Origin of the sequence: Emticicia aquatica, assembly GCF_923079645.1 — a bacterium.
GTDB lineage: Bacteria > Bacteroidota > Bacteroidia > Cytophagales > Spirosomataceae > Emticicia > Emticicia aquatica.
The window spans coordinates 424,208-442,648 of sequence record NZ_CAKLPY010000001.1 but is presented as its reverse complement, the minus strand read 5'-3'; the positions used below and the strand labels follow the sequence as shown (position 1 = coordinate 442,648).

Below are 18,441 nucleotides of genomic sequence, written 5' to 3'. Positions count from 1 at the left end.
TTCTACACAAATAAATTCAAAATCAGTACCCCAACCAGTCCAACCACAGAAACAATCGTTTCCATAACTGTCCAAGTTTTGAGTGTATCTTTTATTGACAAATTGAAATATTCTTTGAAAAGCCAAAATCCTCCATCATTCAAGTGTGAAAACATCAAGCTACCTGCACCAATTGACAAAACCATTAGCTCTGGCTTTATACCTGTTTGGTGTTGAATTAACGGAGCCAAAATTCCAACGGCTGTCAAACCTGCAATAGTTGCCGAACCAACACAAATACGTAAAACGCCAGCCATCGCCCAACCTAAAATTAGCGGATTAATAGCTAAACCTTGTAATTGCAGTCCGATAAAATCACTTGTTCCGCTATCTTTCAAAATTTGTTTCAAAGCCCCTGCTCCTGCAATAATCAATAAAATTACGGCACTACTTTTAAAGGCTTCCTCGAGTTGTTTACTAACGGTTTTGATGTTTTCGCCTTGACGGATTCCGAGCAAGTACATGGCCAACAATAGCGAAAGCAACATCCCAATATAAGGCTCCGAAATGAGTTTAATTAACTGATTATCAGGGAAGAACTTTTTAATAAACGATGTAAAAGTCAGTAAGAAAACAGGCATTAAAGCAACTAATAAGCTTATGGCTAAACTTGGTTGTTTTTCTTTTGGAATAGCTTTAATTACAAACAAATTTCCATCAATTTGAGGTTTATATTTCTTTAAAGTACGTCCAAATATTGGCCCTGCTATCGCGATTGCAGGAATTGCAACAATAATTCCGTAGAGCAAAGTTTGACCAACATCAGCCTTTAGCTGGGTTGCAATGGCAGCAGGCGAAGGATGCGGCGGTAAATATCCATGAGCCACCGAAAGAGCAGTCAGCATGGGCATTCCAACATAAAGAATGGGTAATTTTGTTGAAGCAGCAATTGAAAAAATAAGTGGAACAACTATGATAAAACCTGCATTATAAAACAGCGGAATACCGATAATAAATCCTGCTAAAGCTAGTCCCCACTGCAAGTATTTTTCACCAAAAACATTGATTAAAGCATCTGTAATGCGTTGAGCAGCACCACTTTCGGCTACTAATTTACCGAGCATTGCTCCAAAACCAATGATTAAAATTAAATCTCCGAGAGTACCACCAATACCAGTTTGAATGGATTTTCCGATGGCAGTGACGTCCATTCCTGTAGCAATTCCTAAACCAATAGCAACTAAAATGAAAGAGATAAAAGTGTCAAGTTTGACATAAGCCACCAGCACAACAAGTGCCAAGATAGCCAAAAAGGTAAGTAAAATCGGCATTTTTTATAGAAGGGTTGAATATGATGATGCAAGATAATAATTTTCATCAACTATTGTTCAATCAATATAAAACCTATGAAGCCTTAAAAATTTGCTTAATCTTCTCTATTTCAATCTTAACTTCACCGCTTAAATCGAAAGGTAAAATTTGTAGGCTCATATCAGCTTCATAATCAAATACTTGTAGTGGCGTTTTGAAGTTTTCGTTGGCTGGATAAATCAAAAAAAGTTGTTTAGCCTTGTACTTTTTGCCGTAAGCATATATTTGGTATAAATCAGATTGTTCGATACCATAATTTTGCTTAGGTTTTGTGGCATTAATCAGTTTCCATTTTGTATCGAACACAAAAGTTTGTTTGTCATTTTGAAGTACAATATCAGGAATTAATCGAAATTTAGGTTTCTCTAAATGACTATCAATCAAGTACTTAGCTTTATCTTGCAATGTAATTTGAAAACTGTCTGCAAAGTTTTTTTTAAATAGTTTTCCAACGTAATTTTCAAATAAAATCTCCATCGGAAATAACAAACCTAATTGAAGATTATTTCCTGCAAAAGGCAAAAACGAATGGCCTTTTATAAATACATTTGCCCAATTAAGTAATTTTTCATACCTAACAAAAAGTGGATTTTTCAGCATTGATTGTTTTAAATCTTGGTCAATATTTGTTGGCAAACTCACTTCTTCAAATACACTCATATTTTTTGATATTCGTTGCTGAGTTTTACTATTAAAATACTGACTATAAAGTATTTGTAAACAATATTTGAGGATTCTGTTTGCAGGAATATCAGCTTTAAATTCATCATAAGCGATATAAAATCGTTCTTTATTAATGACATTTCGCCGAATGTTTTCTGCTATTAAAATCTTTCCTTTTACAAAAACTTCATCTAATTCTTGCTGTTCAAAATTTCTACCTAAACCTTGTGACAATAGTTTTTCTAACTCTTGCAAAAACACATTTACGAAAATCTCGAAAAGTGGTAAATGACAAACTTCCAGAAAAGTATTTGATAAAGATTGATAAGGAGAATTAGGCAAAACTCGCAGCATTTTGAGCAAGATTTTGCGGGCTTCTTTGGGCGAATTTGCCGTAGATTTAGGCAAAATTTCAATTTGTTTTCCATTGGAAGTTTGAATCAGACCAACATAGTTTTTAACCCTAATCTGTTCTTTTCCTTTTTGAGTTAAATAACTAAATATCAAATCATTAGCACCAGAGAAAGCCAACGATTTAAGGCTTAAAAAGGTTTTATCAGAAACAAAAATTTCCGAAAATGTATCATCGGGCAAATCATAATCACTTGCTTTTTTGATGATTCCAAATTCGGAAATTGTTTGTGGCATTTTATGAAATATAAAAGTATTATTTAACCACTTTTATTATCCCTTGCATAAGCGTATAATGACCAGGATAAGTACAAACAAACGTATAATCTCCAGGTGTGCTTGGAGCTTCAAAATAAATAATTTCTTGACTTTCAGGCTGCATCAAACCTGTATGAAAAAGTACTTCATCGAGGGCTGGAACGTACGCTTTTGCCTCGCCTTCAAGACCCATCAAAAATGCTGCTTCGCCAACCTTGGTAACAGTTTTTGGCTTTACAATTACCAAATTATGCAGCATATCATCATTATTATTGAATATCAAACGAATTTTGCTACCAGCTTTTACCTGAAACTTAGTCACATCAAACTTTAAACCAGGCTTTGTTCCGACCGAAAGCGTTTGGTCAACTTTACCATTCCAATCGGCAGGCATTTCATTGACTCTTTTGGCAGATGCTACATTTGTACCCTTCGACATTCCTGACATTTTATGTACATCATGAGCGTTTTCAACTTCTTTTTTCTCCACCACAGCATATTTTGTTAAATCCATTGGGGCTGCTTCAGAATTGATATTATTTAAAGTATAATAGCCAAAAGTGTGCAAAAGTGGTCGATTAGTAGAACTTTTGACACCTTCTAAACGAAGTTCATGGATATAACCCAAACGTAAAGAATCAACAGCCAAACGTACACTCATACTATCTTCTGAAACTTGTATCCCTTTGATTTTCAGCTTTTTAGCATTTATAATTGGGCTACCATAATTATGATGGTATTTATAGGTAAAACTATTTACTTGGTATGATTCAAGAGCTTTTGCGGTTGCTTTGCTGACAGGTTGCGTAAATTCAATCAAAAAACCATCGGTCATCGATTTGACAGTTTTCATCTCAAAAGGCATCTTTCCAGTCCATTCTAAACGCTGTAAACCAAACTCATCTTTGCCTGTTGAAGACCAACCTCGACTGGTCATTCCTACAAACATTGAAGCGTCAAGTCCCCAACGCATTCGCAAAATTCCAGATTGAAAACCTTCACGAAATGGAAAACAAATTCCTTGATATTTACCATTGATTTTCTCTAAATAAACTCGCATAATTTTGCTGTGACCTTGGTCGCCAACAAATAATTGTCCTTCAAATGGGCCAAATTTTCCACCAAAAGTATCTTCAATAATATCTGCTGTCGAAATACCCATTAAAGTATGGGGAAACCAAACCGCAGGAATTTTGATACTCGGAAAACGCTTCGCAACCTCATATAGTGGCTCGCCAGTATCTGGCACATCGGTTGGTTTAATGCTCAAAGGCGACCCTTCTTCCGAAGTCCAACGTAAACCCGAAGGATTTCCTGCGAAATCACCTTTTTCAAGGTGAGTCATTCGGCCTGAGCCAACCCAATCGCCTTGATTTTCGGTATAAAAAATATCACCATTTTTCAAAGCTCCAAAACCCGCTGGAGAACGTAATCCAGTTGCCCAAGGAGTCATTTTACCGTCAGGAGAAATTTTCAACATCCATCCACGCCATTTTGACAAACTCACCCCTTTTCCTTCCCAGCCTAGATTTAATGTATAAATCATGTCATTATCAGGTAAAACAACTGGGCCATATGAATATTCATGGTAATTCCCTGACAATGGAAATTTATAAAAAGCTTCATATTCGTCAGCTACTTCATCGGCATTATTATCTTTCAAAATTGTAACTTCACCACGCTGAGTTGCCCACAAATTTCCTTTAATATAAGCCAAGCCTAATGACTCATGCAAACCAGAAGCAAAACGCTTATAGGTTGGCGGTGTACCATTCTTCATATAAGGATTTGAGACCAACCAAACATCGCCACGTCGAGTAGAAACGCCCAAACGGCCATCGGGCATAACGGCCAAACCACCCACTTCGAGCTGCACTCCTTCGGGAACAGGCAATGTAACAATTCGATAGAAATCTTCTTCTACTAAAGGTCTATTTTGGGCATTGGCTCCCAATAAACCAACGATTAAAAACAAGAGGAATGCCGCTCTACGAAAAACCGCTTGACTGAATATTTTTTTCATCTTTCTATTTTGATTGAATATTTTGTAAATAGTCTATCGTCAACTTCGTTTTATTGTCAACGATAAATTAATTTGAATTTTACCAAGAAACTGCATAAGAAATTGTACCAACTAATGGAAGAATAATTTCTTGCCCATTTTTTGAATTTCTAATAATTGGCTTTGCTTTTGCATCCAATATAATATACTGATTATCAACCAAATATCTACCTTTTTCAATCAATGAAATGGTTTTTCCTTCAGCTAATTTGTAATATAAATTTGAACCGCCATTGGCTGCAATTACAACTGAAATACCTGCTGCATTTGGTGATATTTTTTGCGAAATTTCTGAGCCACTGTACTGATATTTAAAAGTTGGTAAACCTTCATTATCAAGAGAGTAGCCTTTGAAAATTAAATCTTTGTAAGCATCCAATTCATCTGGCATTGCAGTATTCAAATCGGGTAAAACGGCTATCGAAGGTTTTCCAGAAAACTTAGTTCGAACTCCTTTTGACTCTAAAAGTTGTGGTTCGCCGCGTTCATGAAACATTTCGGTTACATCTGCAAAATCACCTCGCCAAGCGTAAAGTAAAGCGGCTTGGTCTAAATCATAAGAAAAATGAGCCCCTTTAGAGCTACCAATTGAAATGGCATGAGTACGTTTTTTTCCATCAAACATCACAAATGAACGTACCATTTCGATGTCATTTTTTGGCGTTATGGAAATTTCACCAACTGCTTGAGGTGTTGGCAATGAAGTTTCTGAATGAAGTGCATAAGGTCTGATTTCGGGGCCAGCTGCAAATAATCCTAATTCAGGTTTCCACCAAACTTTTATATACTGAATTTCTATGGCGTGCTTGCCTTTTGTCAAATTTACATACGAAATTCTTGGTTTGCGGTAGCTTTCATCAATCATTGGCAATAATTCTTTTCCATCAACACTTACTGCTCCTTTTCCTGCGTAATCAGCTATTAATGAATAACTTCCATCTTTTTCAACTTCCAAAGTTCCTTTAAAAACCAACAAAAAACGGCTTAATCCAACACCAAAATCTTTAGTTAATTCTTCGGCAACTCCTGAATCATTCGGCATTGTTTTCTTTTTTGCAAATTGCTTGTCCCAATCGTAAGTTTCGTATAGTTTGTAGCTTAGTCCACTCAATTTCAAAGGCGTTTCTTTGCTATATTTCAGGTATTCAAAGTCTTTAATTGCTACGCTTCCTGCTTTATTTTCAAACACAATTGGCCCTTCGTTTTTTCCTTCTGAAGGTAAAACATAACCTTGATGAATCAAAACATCATTTAAAGTAACTTTTTCGAGAATAAGAGCATTTCCAAATGCCGCTTCCGAGAAAGTCAACTCCAATGTTTGCCAAAGTCCAGCCGTTCTGTTAGCATTTTGATTGGGCAATTTTAACCCACCATCTTTAGTGATAATTGCTCCGCTCGGACGAATATTACTCAAAAGTATGGCATGTTTTCCTTGTACATAAAAAATTGCCTCGCTATTATTGCCAAGCATGAAATCAAACCTCACTTTTGCATCTGCAGTAGTCAGTTTTGACGTCATTTTACCTGTCGTATTAGCAAACAAAAAATTGTTTCCTGCAATAACAGCCGCTTTTTTTGAAAAAGGATTACTTACAGATTCAACTTGTTTCCAATTGCCCAAATCCCAATTATCAAGTGGTAATTTGTTCATCGAAAAACCTTGTGCATAGCTTTGCAAAGAAGCACAAAACAGCATAAAATATGCTAAAAAACGTAGATACATAGTCCGAATTGATTAGATGTTAAGCAAAATTATAGATTAAGTGTCGATTATACAATTATTATTAATCAAAGTTTTTCTAACAGTCCAAAAAGTGTTTTGTAAATTTGCGAAAAAATAATATCAAATCGAAGAATACATGTCAAAACCAACACTTCTTATTTTAGCCGCAGGGATGGGTAGCCGATACGGTGGCATCAAACAATTGGACAAATTTGGTCCAAATGGCGAAACTATCATTGATTATTCTCTTTATGACGCTATAAAAGCTGGTTTTGGGAAAATCGTATTTATCATTAGAGAAGAATTAAAAAATGATTTTCAAGAAATATTTGGGCCTAAGCTAGATGGAAAAATTGACTACGATTTTGCCATTCAAGGTGTTCAGAGATATGTTCCGAGCGAATTAGGAGCGGTTGAAAGAACTAAACCTTGGGGAACAGGACACGCTGTTTTGTGTGCATGGGAACAAACCAACACACCGTTTGCGGTTATCAATGCAGATGACTTTTATGGCTACGAAGGATTCAAGATTATGGCTGATTTTCTTTCAAACAACGCCGACGAAACTTGTCATGCGATGGTGGGTTATCAAATCAAAAATACCTTATCAGAAAATGGTTCTGTATCGAGAGGCGTATGTGAATTGGATGAAAATGGTTTTTTGAAAGTTGTTACCGAGCGAACAAAAATCTATCGTCAAGCCGATAATACCATTGTATTTGAAGAAGGAGATAAATTAACAGAATTAGCTGAAAACACACCAGTTTCGATGAATTTTTGGGGATTTATGCCGAATGTTTTTCCAGTAATCAACGAAATGTTTAAGGAATATTCATCAAAAAATATTGATTCGCCGAAAGCCGAATTTTATATTCCGAATGTAATGACACATTTAATCCAAAATGGTTTGGGCAAATGTAAGGTATTCTCAAATGAATCCGAATGGTTTGGCGTTACTTATCCCGAAGATAAACCAACGGTTATGGAAGCTTTACAAAAATTATCAAACGCTGGACTTTATTAATTATTAATATGACCACATCTTTCCGTAAAGCCTATTTAAATGACCTTGACGAATTGGTTCGACTTAGAATTGATTTTTTGAAAGAAGTTCAAGCAGCAGAAACACGACAATATAGCGAAGAGGAGTTGAAAACTTCTCTTCGTGAATATTTGTATAAAAGTATGCAAAATGATGAATTTGTGGCGTGGTTGGCGGTCAATAATAACGAAATTGTAGCAACGAGCGGCTTGTGTTTTTTTCAAATTACACCTGGTTTCACGCTAATTGATGGAAAAATTGCTTATATTCTGAATATTTACACGCTTCCAAAGTGGAGAGGAAAAGGAATCGGGAAGCAAATATTTAATTGTATTTTACAAGAAGCAATCAGTCGGGGATATAAACGCATTTCACTTCATGCTTCTGACGACGGAAGACCCGTTTACGAAAAATTTGGATTTCGTTCTACAAGTGACGAAATGGAGCTTCGGCTGCCTTAAAGCGTAACTTCGGCGTTCCAAACATTTGTTCTTGAGCCAATTGTTGTCGTAACGTTCATTATTTCTAAGTAATAATTCGACTCATAAGTAAGGCTTAGGTTTCTTCTAACCATAAAAATTTTTGCATAATCTTCTTTTTCCTGTTGTTCAATTAAAGTATTGATTTCGAGCAATACTTCTTCCATTGAATTGAGGGTTGTTTTTGCAGCCGTTTTCATTTTTTACTTTTTATTAGAATAGTACAATTTGATTGCACATAAATTGGTCAGTTTTATCAAAATCTATGCCAATTTGATTGGCATTTTACATTGCTACCGCTGAATAATTTATTTATTTTCATTGATAAATTTACAAATTTTCAAGGATTTAATTTGACGATTATTTTGAATTTTCCTAAAAAATTATCCAATGGTGTCAAAGTAATCTTTTTTAATTGAATGTTTTTTTTTCTTAAAAGAAAAAGGGAAAAACCCTAAAATCACAGTGTCCAAAAATCAGCATTTAGGTATCAGTGGTTACACTTTGGTTGCGATTGGTACGATTATTTCGATTAGAAATATGGGACATCGTAATGGTCACTCCAACCCCTCCATAAATGAGCATTTTTGCCTTCCTAATAACTAGGTGAATCTCCTTTGTGGGGGGTGTTGGAAGTGATTTTTCGGGTTACTTTAATATTATTGAGCGAAATTCACTTCCAATTTAATTAAAGAATCAATTTTCTTTAATTTTACTTCTGCTCATTAACAATTCTTAAAAAAATACAATTCAATAGCAATTGCCAGTAAGGCTTAAATTGGGACACCGAATGTTCATTTTAAAGGTACACTCAATGTTGTTTTTTTATTCTAAAACGAAACTTTTATATATTCAATAGCAATTATTCTTAATTAAAAATATTCACTCAATAGCAATTGTTCAGTAAAAATGGGGTTGGATTCGACTCCATTTTTCTTTTACATCCTCTCGTAACTTTGACTATAATTACTCGATTTGGTCACTCAATAGATTATTATTTATTCTTATAAAGTTTTTTTTCATTTAAGACTCTGTAAAAATCTATATTAAAAACATATTTTATTCCTCATTTTCGATAAACTGCACAAATCAACCTATTTTTGGAAGGAATTGAGCGGTAAATGAAAATTGAAAATATTAGGCCTTTACAAACATGATTCCTCCTAGTTTTAAAACATTTTTGTTTGAACCAAAATATCATTTAACTTCGCTCCATCAACATTCAATCATAAAACCTAATGGAATCCATTTTACAATTCTTTGAAAATATTGCTTGGTGGGGCTATCTACTGCTATTTCTTTTAATTATTGCTATTCGTGATATTTTCCAAAAATCCCACACGGTACAACATAATTTTCCAATTGTTGGACATCTCCGTTATTTTATTGAGAGCGTTGGGCCAGAACTTCGTCAATACATTGTAGCAAACAATCGAGAAGAGCTTCCTTTTAATCGCCGTCAACGCTCATGGATATATGCTTCTTCCAAAAAAGAGAATAATTTTCAAGGTTTTGGCACTGACCAAGATTTGTATAGTGCAGGATATAATTTTATAAAACCTGCCATGTTGCCTTATAAATTGCCTAAAGACCACCCAAATATTGGCAATCCATATATTTGTCCATCAGCAAAAGTGATTGGCGAATTTCATCAACGTCAAAAACCTTTTTTACCAAAATCAGTCGTTAATATTTCGGGAATGAGCTACGGGTCACTTTCAGCTACGGCCATTGATTCGATGAATAAAGGAGCAGCAAAATTTGGCTGCTACCACAATACTGGCGAAGGTGGACTTTCGCCGTACCATAAAAATGGAGCAGATGTTGTGCTAAATATCGGAACCGCCTATTTCGGCATTAGAGATGATGACGGAAATTTTGTTTTGGAAAAACTCGTGAAACTTTGCCAAGAAAATCCTTGCATAAAAATGATTGAATTGAAGCTTTCGCAAGGAGCCAAACCAGGCAAAGGTGGCGTGTTACCTGCCTCAAAATTGACAAAAGAATTAGCAGAAATCCGTCATGTTCCTATGGGAAAAGATGTCATTTCTCCTGCTTATCATAGTGCTTTTTCTAACATCAAAGAAATGGTCGATTTTATTGAATTGATGGCCAAAGCAACGGGCTTGCCAGTTGGCATAAAATCGGCGGTTGGAAAATTAGAAATGTGGGAAGAATTGGCCGATTTGATGAAAAAAACAAACAAAGGCCCTGATTTTATTACAATAGATGGTGGTGAAGGCGGAACTGGAGCTGCCCCTCCAAGTTTTGCTGACCACGTTTCATTGCCATTTGTATATGCTTTTTCATCAGTTTATCGAATATTTCAAAAACGAGAATTGAACGATAAAATAACATTTATTGGTTCAGGGAAATTAGGTTTGCCCGATACAGCAATTATGGCATTTTCGATGGGCGTTGATGTAATCAATGTCGCTAGAGAATCAATGATGTCGATTGGTTGTATTCAGGCACAAGTTTGCCATACAAATCGTTGTCCAAGTGGAGTAGCTACTCAAAATAAATGGCTACAAGGTGGAATTGACCCAACGCTCAAAAGCGAACGTTTTTATAATTACGTAAAAACGTTGACGAAAGAAATTCTTGATATTTGTCATGCTTGCGGATACGAGCATCCAAGCCAATTTATGATGGATGATGTAGATGTGGCAATGGGCGACAATAACCGTACGCAGTCATTACGAACAACTTATCAATACCAAAAAACGCCTGTAAAATTTGAGGGCTTAAAAAAGCTGTTAGAAAACCCATATTTGGGCGGAAAATAATTTTTCTAAGAATGGTTGAATTGAATTCAACCATTCTTAGCCTTGGTTTTATATCCAATCTATTCCTTTTTTCAATAGACTCAATGTGCGTTCTTCTGGACTGTTGGGTTGTGGTTGATAATCATAAACCCAATTAGCCACAGGTGGTAAACTCATCAAAATCGACTCGGTGCGACCGTTAGTTTCTAGTCCAAATTTTGTACCTCTATCCCAAACTAAATTAAATTCAACATAACGTCCACGACGGAGCATTTGCCATTTTTTTTCTTCTTCACCAAAAGAAATCTGGCTATTTTTTGCCATTAAATGAGTGTAAATCGGAGCAAATGATTCGCCGACAGATTTCACAAAATCAAATATTTTTTCTTTTTCTGTCGAATCTTGTGGTTTTAAATAATCAAAGAAAATGCCCCCTACCCCACGAGTTTCATGACGGTGAGGAATATAAAAATAGTTATCTGCCCATTCTTTGTATTTGGCATAGGCTTCTGAGTCATGTTTATCACACGCTTTTTTTAGTTGTTCATGAAACCAACGAGCATCTTCATCAACCACATAATGAGGTGTTAAATCAATACCACCACCAAACCAAGAAATACCATTTGACATTTCAAAATACCGTACATTCATGTGAATAATTGGAACCATTGGGCTAATTGGATGCTGCACAATACTTACACCAGTAGCAAAATAATCGGCTTTTTCGGTCAGTTTTAACTGTTTTTGTAGTGCATCAGAGGTTTCGCCAGTTACGACAGAAAAATTCACGCCTCCTTTTTCGATGATATTTCCATTGACCAAAACACGGGTTCGACCGCCTCCACCGCTATGATGTTGCCAATTATCCTCTTGAAATTTGGCTTTTCCATCAGTCAATTCTAAAGCTTGACAGATATTATCTTGTAATGTTTTGAAGTATTCGGCAATATTTTCTTTGGATAACATAATATTCTTTTGAAATTTTGTGCAAAGTTAGACTAAGATTGAAGAGTTTTGCAAAAATATTCTCATTCCAAATGATGAATAACGAATTGCAAACCACATCAATAACTCTCTATCAATATTTTATATTAAAATAAATAATCGTAATGATGAAAGTTTACTATCCTTTGGATAGCTCCGACATCAATCATTTTTCATAAACTGTAAATACTTCCATGTTCTCATTAAGCAATGTCATTCGTCCACATATTCTTACACTCACTCCTTATGCTTCGGCTCGTGATGAATACTCAGGTAAAGAAGGCACTTTTTTAGATGCCAACGAAAACCCTTATGGTTCGGTTATTTCGGGAAATTATAACCGATATCCAGACCCATATCAGGCGGCAGTTAAAGAAAAATTGGGCGAAATAAAAGGTGTTCGTCCCGCTCAAATTTTCTTAGGCAATGGTTCGGATGAAGCCATTGATTTAGTGATTCGAGCAACTTGTGAACCTCAAAAAGACAATATTTTGATTTTACCGCCAACTTATGGTATGTATAAAGTTTGTGCTGATGTTCAAAATATCGAAGTAAAACAAGTGCCATTAACCCCAGATTTTCAAGTAGATACGAAAAAAGTATTAGAAACGGCCGACAAGCATACAAAAATAATTTGGATTTGTTCGCCTAATAATCCTTCGGGAAATATAATTGAAAGAAATGCTATCTTGCATATTTTGGATAATTTCAAAACGGGATTGGTAGTAGTTGATGAGGCCTATATTGATTTCGCAACAGAAGATTCTTTCACGAAGTTGCTTGATACTTACCCCAATTTAGTGGTTTTGCAGACATTCTCAAAAGCATGGGGTTTGGCAGCATTGCGTTTGGGAATGGCCTTTGCTTCAGATGAATTTATCAAAATTTTGAACAAAATTAAATATCCTTACAACCTTAATGGTGTAACACAAAAATTGCTTTATGCGGCATTGGGTAAAGAAAACAAAAAAGATAAATATGTAAAGCAGATTTTGAAAGAACGTAAACGACTGCACAAAAAACTCTCAGAACTGAGCATTGTGAAGCACATTTATCCTTCAGATTCTAACCAATTATTAGTAAAATTTACTGATGCAAATGCTTTATTCCATTTTTTAATTGAACAAAAAGTAATTACTCGTAATCGCTCAAATGTGATTTTGTGCGAAGATTGTATCCGTATTTCGATTGGTACGCAAAAAGAAAATGATACGCTCTTAAAAGCTTTAAAAAAATATTAAAGATTTTACAATTCTAATAAAAACGAGAAGTAACCAATGGCTACTTCTCGTTCTATAAAAACTTTAATTATTAGGCATTCCTAAATCAATCCATTTCTTGATTATCATTACATCGCAAGTAGTCAATTGTCCACCAGGAGGCATTTTTTTGTATCCAGAGGCTCCCGTTATACTACCATAAAGGCTGCCATTGGCACTATGCTTTTTTATGTCAGCATAATTATCAAGACTGATACCAGCCGATGCAAAACCTGCTTTATGACAACTCACGCAGTTTGTTTGTAGAATGGCATTAACAGCTGTAAAATTCACCACTACAGTTCTTGACGTTCCTGCAGTTGTAGCTCCATTGCCAGTTGTACCACAAACTTTATTTTGTCCCCCTTCTTGAATCCATTTTGCAATCATGTCTAATTTATCTTTAGCAATAGCGGGATATGGTGCTGGAGGCATTCTATCTTTTCCGGTAGCTATCATTACTTTATAGATTTCACTCTCGGTTGGTTTTCCAGATTTAATGCCTCTTGATATGATTGAAGCATAATTTGACAAGTCATACCCTTCTTTTTTAGATTGAGAATTATGGCACCCACTAAATGCACAACTTGATTGAAAAAAAGGCAAAACCTGCGTATCAAAACAAACTGTGGCAGTTGCTGAACTACTTGTATTATTTTTACTACCTTCTTGACTTTCACCTGTTGCTATAGCATTTGTAGCAATTCTCACACTTCCATTCGGGCAATCAATTGTAATACTTGAACCACTTGGCGTTACAATTGGAGGTGAAACAACAGGCGGCGTAACAACAACTGGTGGCGTAATTATCGGAGTATCATTCGTTGCACCAGCATCAATCCAAGTTTTAACTTTTGCAATATCAGCATTTGTTAAAGTACCACTTGGAGGCATTTTTGAAAAGCCTTTTGCTCCACTTATACTCCCATAAAGTTTGCCATTATCGACATATTTTTTGACTTGAGTATAGGTTTCTAGATTTATTCCTCCAGAGTTAGTTGGAGCTTGATGACAAGCTAGACATTCTCGTTTTAATAGAGGCATGATTTCATTCGTAAAAATAGCTCCAGTTACATTTGTTGCTGTTGTGGAAGTTCCACCAGTATTGGTTGTTGTTGGGTCAGTATTTACTATAGTACCAGTTTTCACTTCAGCACTTGAAATGGGGCTTGGTGCATTATTTTTACTATCTAAACAAGCACTCAAAATAAAAATAAACACCGAAAAGACCAATATGATTTTTTGTATTCTCTTCATAATTTTAGATTGATTAAGTTACTTCTTGATTGTCAATACTAATTTATTTTTGACAGCAATTGACTCGGCAATTTTTGCAAATACCAAAGTGGGTACTTCTATATTATAATCAACTAATTTTACATCAAAATTACCAGTAAACATTACTTGTTCTTTAGCAATAGAAAGTTTGCCAATCACGGTTTTATCTTTGCTTACACCATGGATTGTTACTATTCCTTTGATAGAAATATCGTAAGTTCCATCTTTTGAAAAATCAATTTTTTCAAAAATTTTACCTTTAAATGTTGCCGTTGGAAACTTTTCGGTTTCCATGTAGTTTTCATTAAAATGCTCTTCCATTAATTTATTTTGGAATTTAAATTGGGCGATATTCATCTTGACTACCACATCATTTGTAATCGGATTGATTACCGCACCTACCATGCTGTTGATTGCCGAGATATTTTCCATCGGTGTTTCGGAGAAAAAGCTTGTTTCTCCTTTTTGAGTCATATAGTATTGAGCGTGGGTCACAATACTCGAAAAAAGGCATAGCAATAGCATTAACTGAATTTTCTTCATATCAGTTTGGGGTTTATTTTTTGAAATTATTATATTATTTTCTTAGTGTTTTTTAGCTTTTTCTTTTTTGTCAAAGCTGAATATACGTGAGATATTGAAACCGTAATAAATGCCACCATTTGCCCAAGAATCGGCTGTTGCGGTAATGAATTGCTTTTCAATCATTCCTCTAGAATTAGAAACGTGTAATTGAAAAACGTGACCACCTGTTTCGATGTCAAACCCAACCGAAAGATTATTAGTTTTGAGCGGGTCTAATTGCGTTTTCCCTTGCATAATTGAAGTTGGTACGTAAAAATATTCTATATTAAATGACGTTCGTTTATTGAGTTTAATACGCCCACCTGCACCTAAAGCATAAATTGTGTTTTGGTCAAGAAAACTTTCTGTTTTGTTATTATGAATAATTGTTGGTGAAAGCTGCAAAGACAATCTATCATTAAACTTTCTAGCAATCAAAATTTGTGTCGTATAACTTTGTCTTTCAAGGTTATTATAAAATGGCAAATCCGTTGATGTATCCATTGTATTGGTAGCATCACTAAAAAAAACTGCCACTGATATTGGCATTTTTCTTGCACCCGATGATTGTTTAACCACTTTCCATTTCATAAAATAATCATACGTTTTTTGGTAAGAACTACGCCCTACTCCCACCATCAGATTATCTGTAATACCGTATTCTAAACCCAAACGAATACGAGATTGGTCAAGCCCCCAAAGTTCTTTATAACCCGAATTAATTGTACCGAATCGATGTGAAATTCTGAAGTCTAAATGATTTTTTGCTACAGTTTCAATCGACTGACCATTAATTACTCTGGTTGATTTGAAAGTAGCGGTTGCATAAGTCGTTTGCTTAGGCAATTCTTTGTTTAGAACATCCATTAAATCATCTTGAGAAAATGCGATGTATGTACAAAAAACGAATATGATGCTAAAAAGTAATTTCATAAGTTTTAAAAGAATTGTGGAATGATTCAAAAAAATGCTTCCACTTATTACCATATTGAAATAAATTAGGCGTAAACTCTTAGAGTAGTGCCAGTAAGTTCAGTTTTATAGGCTGCGATACCTTTTTTCCCATTACTGTTAAGTCCTTTTCCTGTATTATCAAACTCTGCTCCGTGAGCTGAACAATAAAAACGGTCTGTACGATACATTACTTCTTTTCTTTGCTCGTGGCTACAAACTAATGTAACAGCAGCATAGGTACCTAAACTTGTTTTAGCAATCACAATATTATTTTGGATAATATACCCACCATTTTTAGTTAAGGCAATATTGGCTGCATTTGTTAAGTCAATTGTAAAATCTACACTTCCACTTGCGGGTGCAACAGTTGCATTTGTACATGACGTTAGCTCGCCTGTACAAAGTAAAGCTAACATTGCAGCACTACCGAAGCCCATTTTACGTAAAAAAGCATTTCGTGAAATAATTTCTTGTTTGTTTGTGATTTGTTCGTTCGACATACGTTCAATTAATTTTATTTTAAATTATACTTAAACCCAAAAGCAAAGCTCCACCATCGTGGAAAACTTTTAACTATTGTACTTTGAGAGTATGACGCAGTTGATAAACGAATTGTTGGTTCAACATAAAAACTTATTTTTTTTGCTAAATTATAATCAAATCCAGTTCCAAAAACTAAACCAACATTATATGGTTTTACCTCTTTAAAGTCTGTGAAAGCTGTATAAAAATCAGTACCATCAGCTTCATAAATTTCGGCATTAAGCATTTGTGAACGATTATAGCGTAATTCAGCTCCCATAATTGAGTACAAGCTATATCTATTCGTATAAGCTCCAAGCAATTTGTTGCCTTCATAAAGCTTATATTTTACTAGTAACGGAATCTTAAACTGTTTTAATACGTGCGTATCTTCTGACTCCACAATAATTGCATTTCCAACAACTGGCTTTGTATTTAATTGATCAGATGGTATAATAGCCAAGCCGAGTGCCGTTCTATAGAGATATTGAGGAGACCCTTTATACATTTCAGCAACAAGGGGACGCTTTTTAACCGCATCAACAGTATAAAACTGCGAATACGAGAAATTCAAACCCGTCTCTAAACTCCATTTATCTGTTAAGTCAAAACTAAGATTTGCTCCATAAGAATAAACATGATGATTTTTCTCTGTACCTATTGTTTCTGCAATTAACGAACCATCTTTTATCGTTGAAACGTAAGCTGATTCGGGGGCATAAAATATTTTTATCGACGGATTTTTAAATGAAATTGTATTATCTTGCTTTATTACACGGCGATAAATCATACGATTTTGATAATTAATATTAGGTAGTTGAAGAAATACATTCAAGGAATCAAATTTTTTAAAATCGAGCGAGATAAAGCTAAATTTCAATTCTTCTAAACCTTTTTTGACTATTTTTTCATCATCTGAATTATTAGATTTTACTTCAAAAATATCCTCTTTATTAACTACGTTTAATTGATTCGTTGGTGTAATTTGGTTTTCCACTCGGTTTAAAGTAATAATCTTATCATTCACAATAGGTTTTGAAGTTAAAACAACGCTATCGGTTGTCGCTATTTGATTTTGGTTGATATAAACAATTTCTTTTACTGGGAAATACACCTTTTCAATTTTTGACACATAAATGGTATCATGCAGTAGCTTGTTCCTAAAAACTATCTTTTCAGTTGGTGTTCTATCTGCAATATTCGTTGCATTACCTTTATAGAGTATTCCAAGTAATACAATAACAGCTGCTGATAGTAGTCCACTTCCAATTTTTAGCCAATAATTTTGTTTTTCAATCACTACCAATCTACGTTCAACCAAGCCCAATCTAAGTCCATTCCAAATTTTTGGTGGAGGGGTTTCCGAGATATTGTCAAGCCCATCTCGAAAGGCATTGTCAATCTCATTTGCTTGTTCTTCTTTCATTTTGTTTGACTAGTAATAGTATCTTTCATATCGAATAGTTTCGTAACTTTTTCCTTTAATAACCTGCGTGCATCAAATAAATTTGATTTTACAGTTCCTTCAGAAATTTTCAATTGTTCTGCAATTTCGTAGTATTTATATCCTTCAAAAACGTATAAATTAAAAATGATACCATATTGACGAGGCAATTGTCTAACACTTTCTAATAATTCTTGCGTATTAATGGCACTTAAAATGTCATTCGAACTAACAAAGGGCAAATTATCGTCATGAATTTCTGAAATTTCGACTGTTTGCATCCTCTGATTCTTACGGAAACTGTCAATTGCATTATTTACAATAATACGATAAATCCATCCTTCCAGTGAACCATCATTTTTAAACCCAGATAATTGTTCATACACTTTCATAAAACCTTCTTGCAATAAATCTTCTGCTTCAGCAGTTTCTCGAGCATATCTTTTACATACACCTAACATTCGCGAGGAAAAAGTATCATACAGCTTTCGAAAGGCTTTTTCATCACCTTTTAGGCATCGTTTTATTATATCTGCTTGGTTTGGAATCACAAGAGAAAAATTTGGTTAGTACACTCTATCATACTACGAATATACGGAAGAATTTGTTGGGTCAAAAAAACAACCATTGCAGCTTTTATTCCGTATCCATTTATATTTACATTATTTTTTACATCTCAC

General features: G+C 34.7%; 17 protein-coding genes. 5 read left to right on the top strand and 12 right to left on the bottom strand.

The window, feature by feature from the left end:
- Positions 1-2 precede the first annotated feature (2 nt).
- The 4 genes from MJQ71_RS01855 to MJQ71_RS01840 all read right to left on the bottom strand — a co-directional run bounded on the left by MJQ71_RS01855 (position 3) and on the right by MJQ71_RS01840 (position 6,467).
- The gene (locus MJQ71_RS01855) at positions 3-1,310 is read right to left on the bottom strand and encodes a GntT/GntP/DsdX family permease (protein WP_238804017.1); all 1,308 of its coding nucleotides are present in this window, start codon (positions 1,308-1,310) and stop codon (positions 3-5) included.
- Positions 1,311-1,383: 73 nt separating this feature from the next.
- Entirely contained in the window at positions 1,384-2,661 is a 1,278-nt protein-coding gene (locus MJQ71_RS01850; protein WP_238804016.1) for an McrC family protein, read from the bottom strand.
- Between the two features lie 19 nt (positions 2,662-2,680).
- Positions 2,681-4,705, bottom strand: coding sequence for a plastocyanin/azurin family copper-binding protein (locus MJQ71_RS01845; protein WP_238804015.1), 2,025 nt, complete (start codon positions 4,703-4,705; stop codon positions 2,681-2,683).
- A gap of 79 nt (positions 4,706-4,784) precedes the next feature.
- The gene (locus tag MJQ71_RS01840) at positions 4,785-6,467 is read right to left on the bottom strand and encodes a hypothetical protein (RefSeq protein WP_238804014.1); all 1,683 of its coding nucleotides are present in this window, start codon (positions 6,465-6,467) and stop codon (positions 4,785-4,787) included.
- Between the two features lie 136 nt (positions 6,468-6,603).
- On the opposite strand from MJQ71_RS01840, the gene MJQ71_RS01835 reads away from it, so the two are divergent.
- Positions 6,604-7,491 (top strand): nucleotidyltransferase family protein, encoded by an 888-nt coding sequence (locus MJQ71_RS01835; protein ID WP_238804013.1) that lies wholly within the window; start codon positions 6,604-6,606, stop codon positions 7,489-7,491.
- A gap of 8 nt (positions 7,492-7,499) precedes the next feature.
- Positions 7,500-7,970 carry a GNAT family N-acetyltransferase gene (locus tag MJQ71_RS01830; protein WP_238804012.1) on the top strand — a complete coding sequence of 157 codons (471 nt, stop codon included), beginning with the start codon at positions 7,500-7,502 and terminating at the stop codon, positions 7,968-7,970.
- Here MJQ71_RS01830 and MJQ71_RS01825 read toward each other — a convergent pair.
- Positions 7,967-8,188 carry a hypothetical protein gene (locus MJQ71_RS01825; RefSeq protein ID WP_238804011.1) on the bottom strand — a complete coding sequence of 74 codons (222 nt, stop codon included), beginning with the start codon at positions 8,186-8,188 and terminating at the stop codon, positions 7,967-7,969. The two genes, MJQ71_RS01830 and MJQ71_RS01825, sit on opposite strands and share 4 nt — an antisense overlap.
- 265 nt (positions 8,189-8,453) lie before the next feature.
- Here MJQ71_RS01825 and MJQ71_RS01820 point away from each other — a divergent pair, with 265 nt between their 5' ends.
- On the top strand, positions 8,454-8,594 hold the full coding sequence (locus MJQ71_RS01820) for a hypothetical protein (protein WP_238804010.1): 141 nt from the start codon (positions 8,454-8,456) through the stop codon (positions 8,592-8,594).
- 632 nt (positions 8,595-9,226) lie between these two features.
- A complete protein-coding gene (locus tag MJQ71_RS01815) occupies positions 9,227-10,777 on the top strand; it encodes an FMN-binding glutamate synthase family protein (RefSeq protein ID WP_238804009.1) in 1,551 nt (516 codons plus the stop codon).
- 48 nt (positions 10,778-10,825) lie between these two features.
- Here MJQ71_RS01815 and hemF read toward each other — a convergent pair whose 3' ends face one another.
- Positions 10,826-11,722: an oxygen-dependent coproporphyrinogen oxidase gene (hemF, locus tag MJQ71_RS01810; protein ID WP_238804008.1), complete on the bottom strand. Its 897-nt coding sequence runs from the start codon at positions 11,720-11,722 to the stop codon at positions 10,826-10,828.
- A gap of 212 nt (positions 11,723-11,934) precedes the next feature.
- On the opposite strand from hemF, the gene hisC reads away from it, so the two are divergent.
- Positions 11,935-12,981, top strand: a complete 1,047-nt coding sequence (gene hisC / locus MJQ71_RS01805) for a histidinol-phosphate transaminase (RefSeq protein WP_238804007.1) — start codon at positions 11,935-11,937, stop codon at positions 12,979-12,981.
- Between the two features lie 63 nt (positions 12,982-13,044).
- Here the strand turns inward: hisC and MJQ71_RS01800 are convergent, their stop codons facing one another.
- The 6 genes from MJQ71_RS01800 to MJQ71_RS01775 form a co-directional block, all read right to left on the bottom strand.
- Complete coding sequence (locus MJQ71_RS01800) at positions 13,045-14,256, bottom strand: cytochrome c family protein (protein ID WP_238804006.1); 1,212 nt, start codon at positions 14,254-14,256, stop codon at positions 13,045-13,047.
- Between the two features lie 18 nt (positions 14,257-14,274).
- Positions 14,275-14,820 (bottom strand): YceI family protein, encoded by a 546-nt coding sequence (locus MJQ71_RS01795; protein WP_238804005.1) that lies wholly within the window; start codon positions 14,818-14,820, stop codon positions 14,275-14,277.
- A 42-nt stretch (positions 14,821-14,862) separates the two neighbouring features.
- Complete coding sequence (locus MJQ71_RS01790) at positions 14,863-15,774, bottom strand: DUF5777 family beta-barrel protein (RefSeq protein ID WP_238804004.1); 912 nt, start codon at positions 15,772-15,774, stop codon at positions 14,863-14,865.
- A 65-nt stretch (positions 15,775-15,839) separates the two neighbouring features.
- On the bottom strand, positions 15,840-16,295 hold the full coding sequence (locus MJQ71_RS01785; RefSeq protein ID WP_238804003.1) for a Rieske (2Fe-2S) protein: 456 nt from the start codon (positions 16,293-16,295) through the stop codon (positions 15,840-15,842).
- Positions 16,296-16,309: 14 nt separating this feature from the next.
- Positions 16,310-17,743, bottom strand: coding sequence for a hypothetical protein (locus MJQ71_RS01780; protein WP_238804002.1), 1,434 nt, complete (start codon positions 17,741-17,743; stop codon positions 16,310-16,312).
- Complete coding sequence (locus MJQ71_RS01775) at positions 17,740-18,312, bottom strand: RNA polymerase sigma factor (protein WP_238804001.1); 573 nt, start codon at positions 18,310-18,312, stop codon at positions 17,740-17,742. The genes MJQ71_RS01780 and MJQ71_RS01775 overlap by 4 nt, the downstream gene beginning before the upstream one ends.
- Between the last annotated feature and the right edge of the window lie 129 nt (positions 18,313-18,441).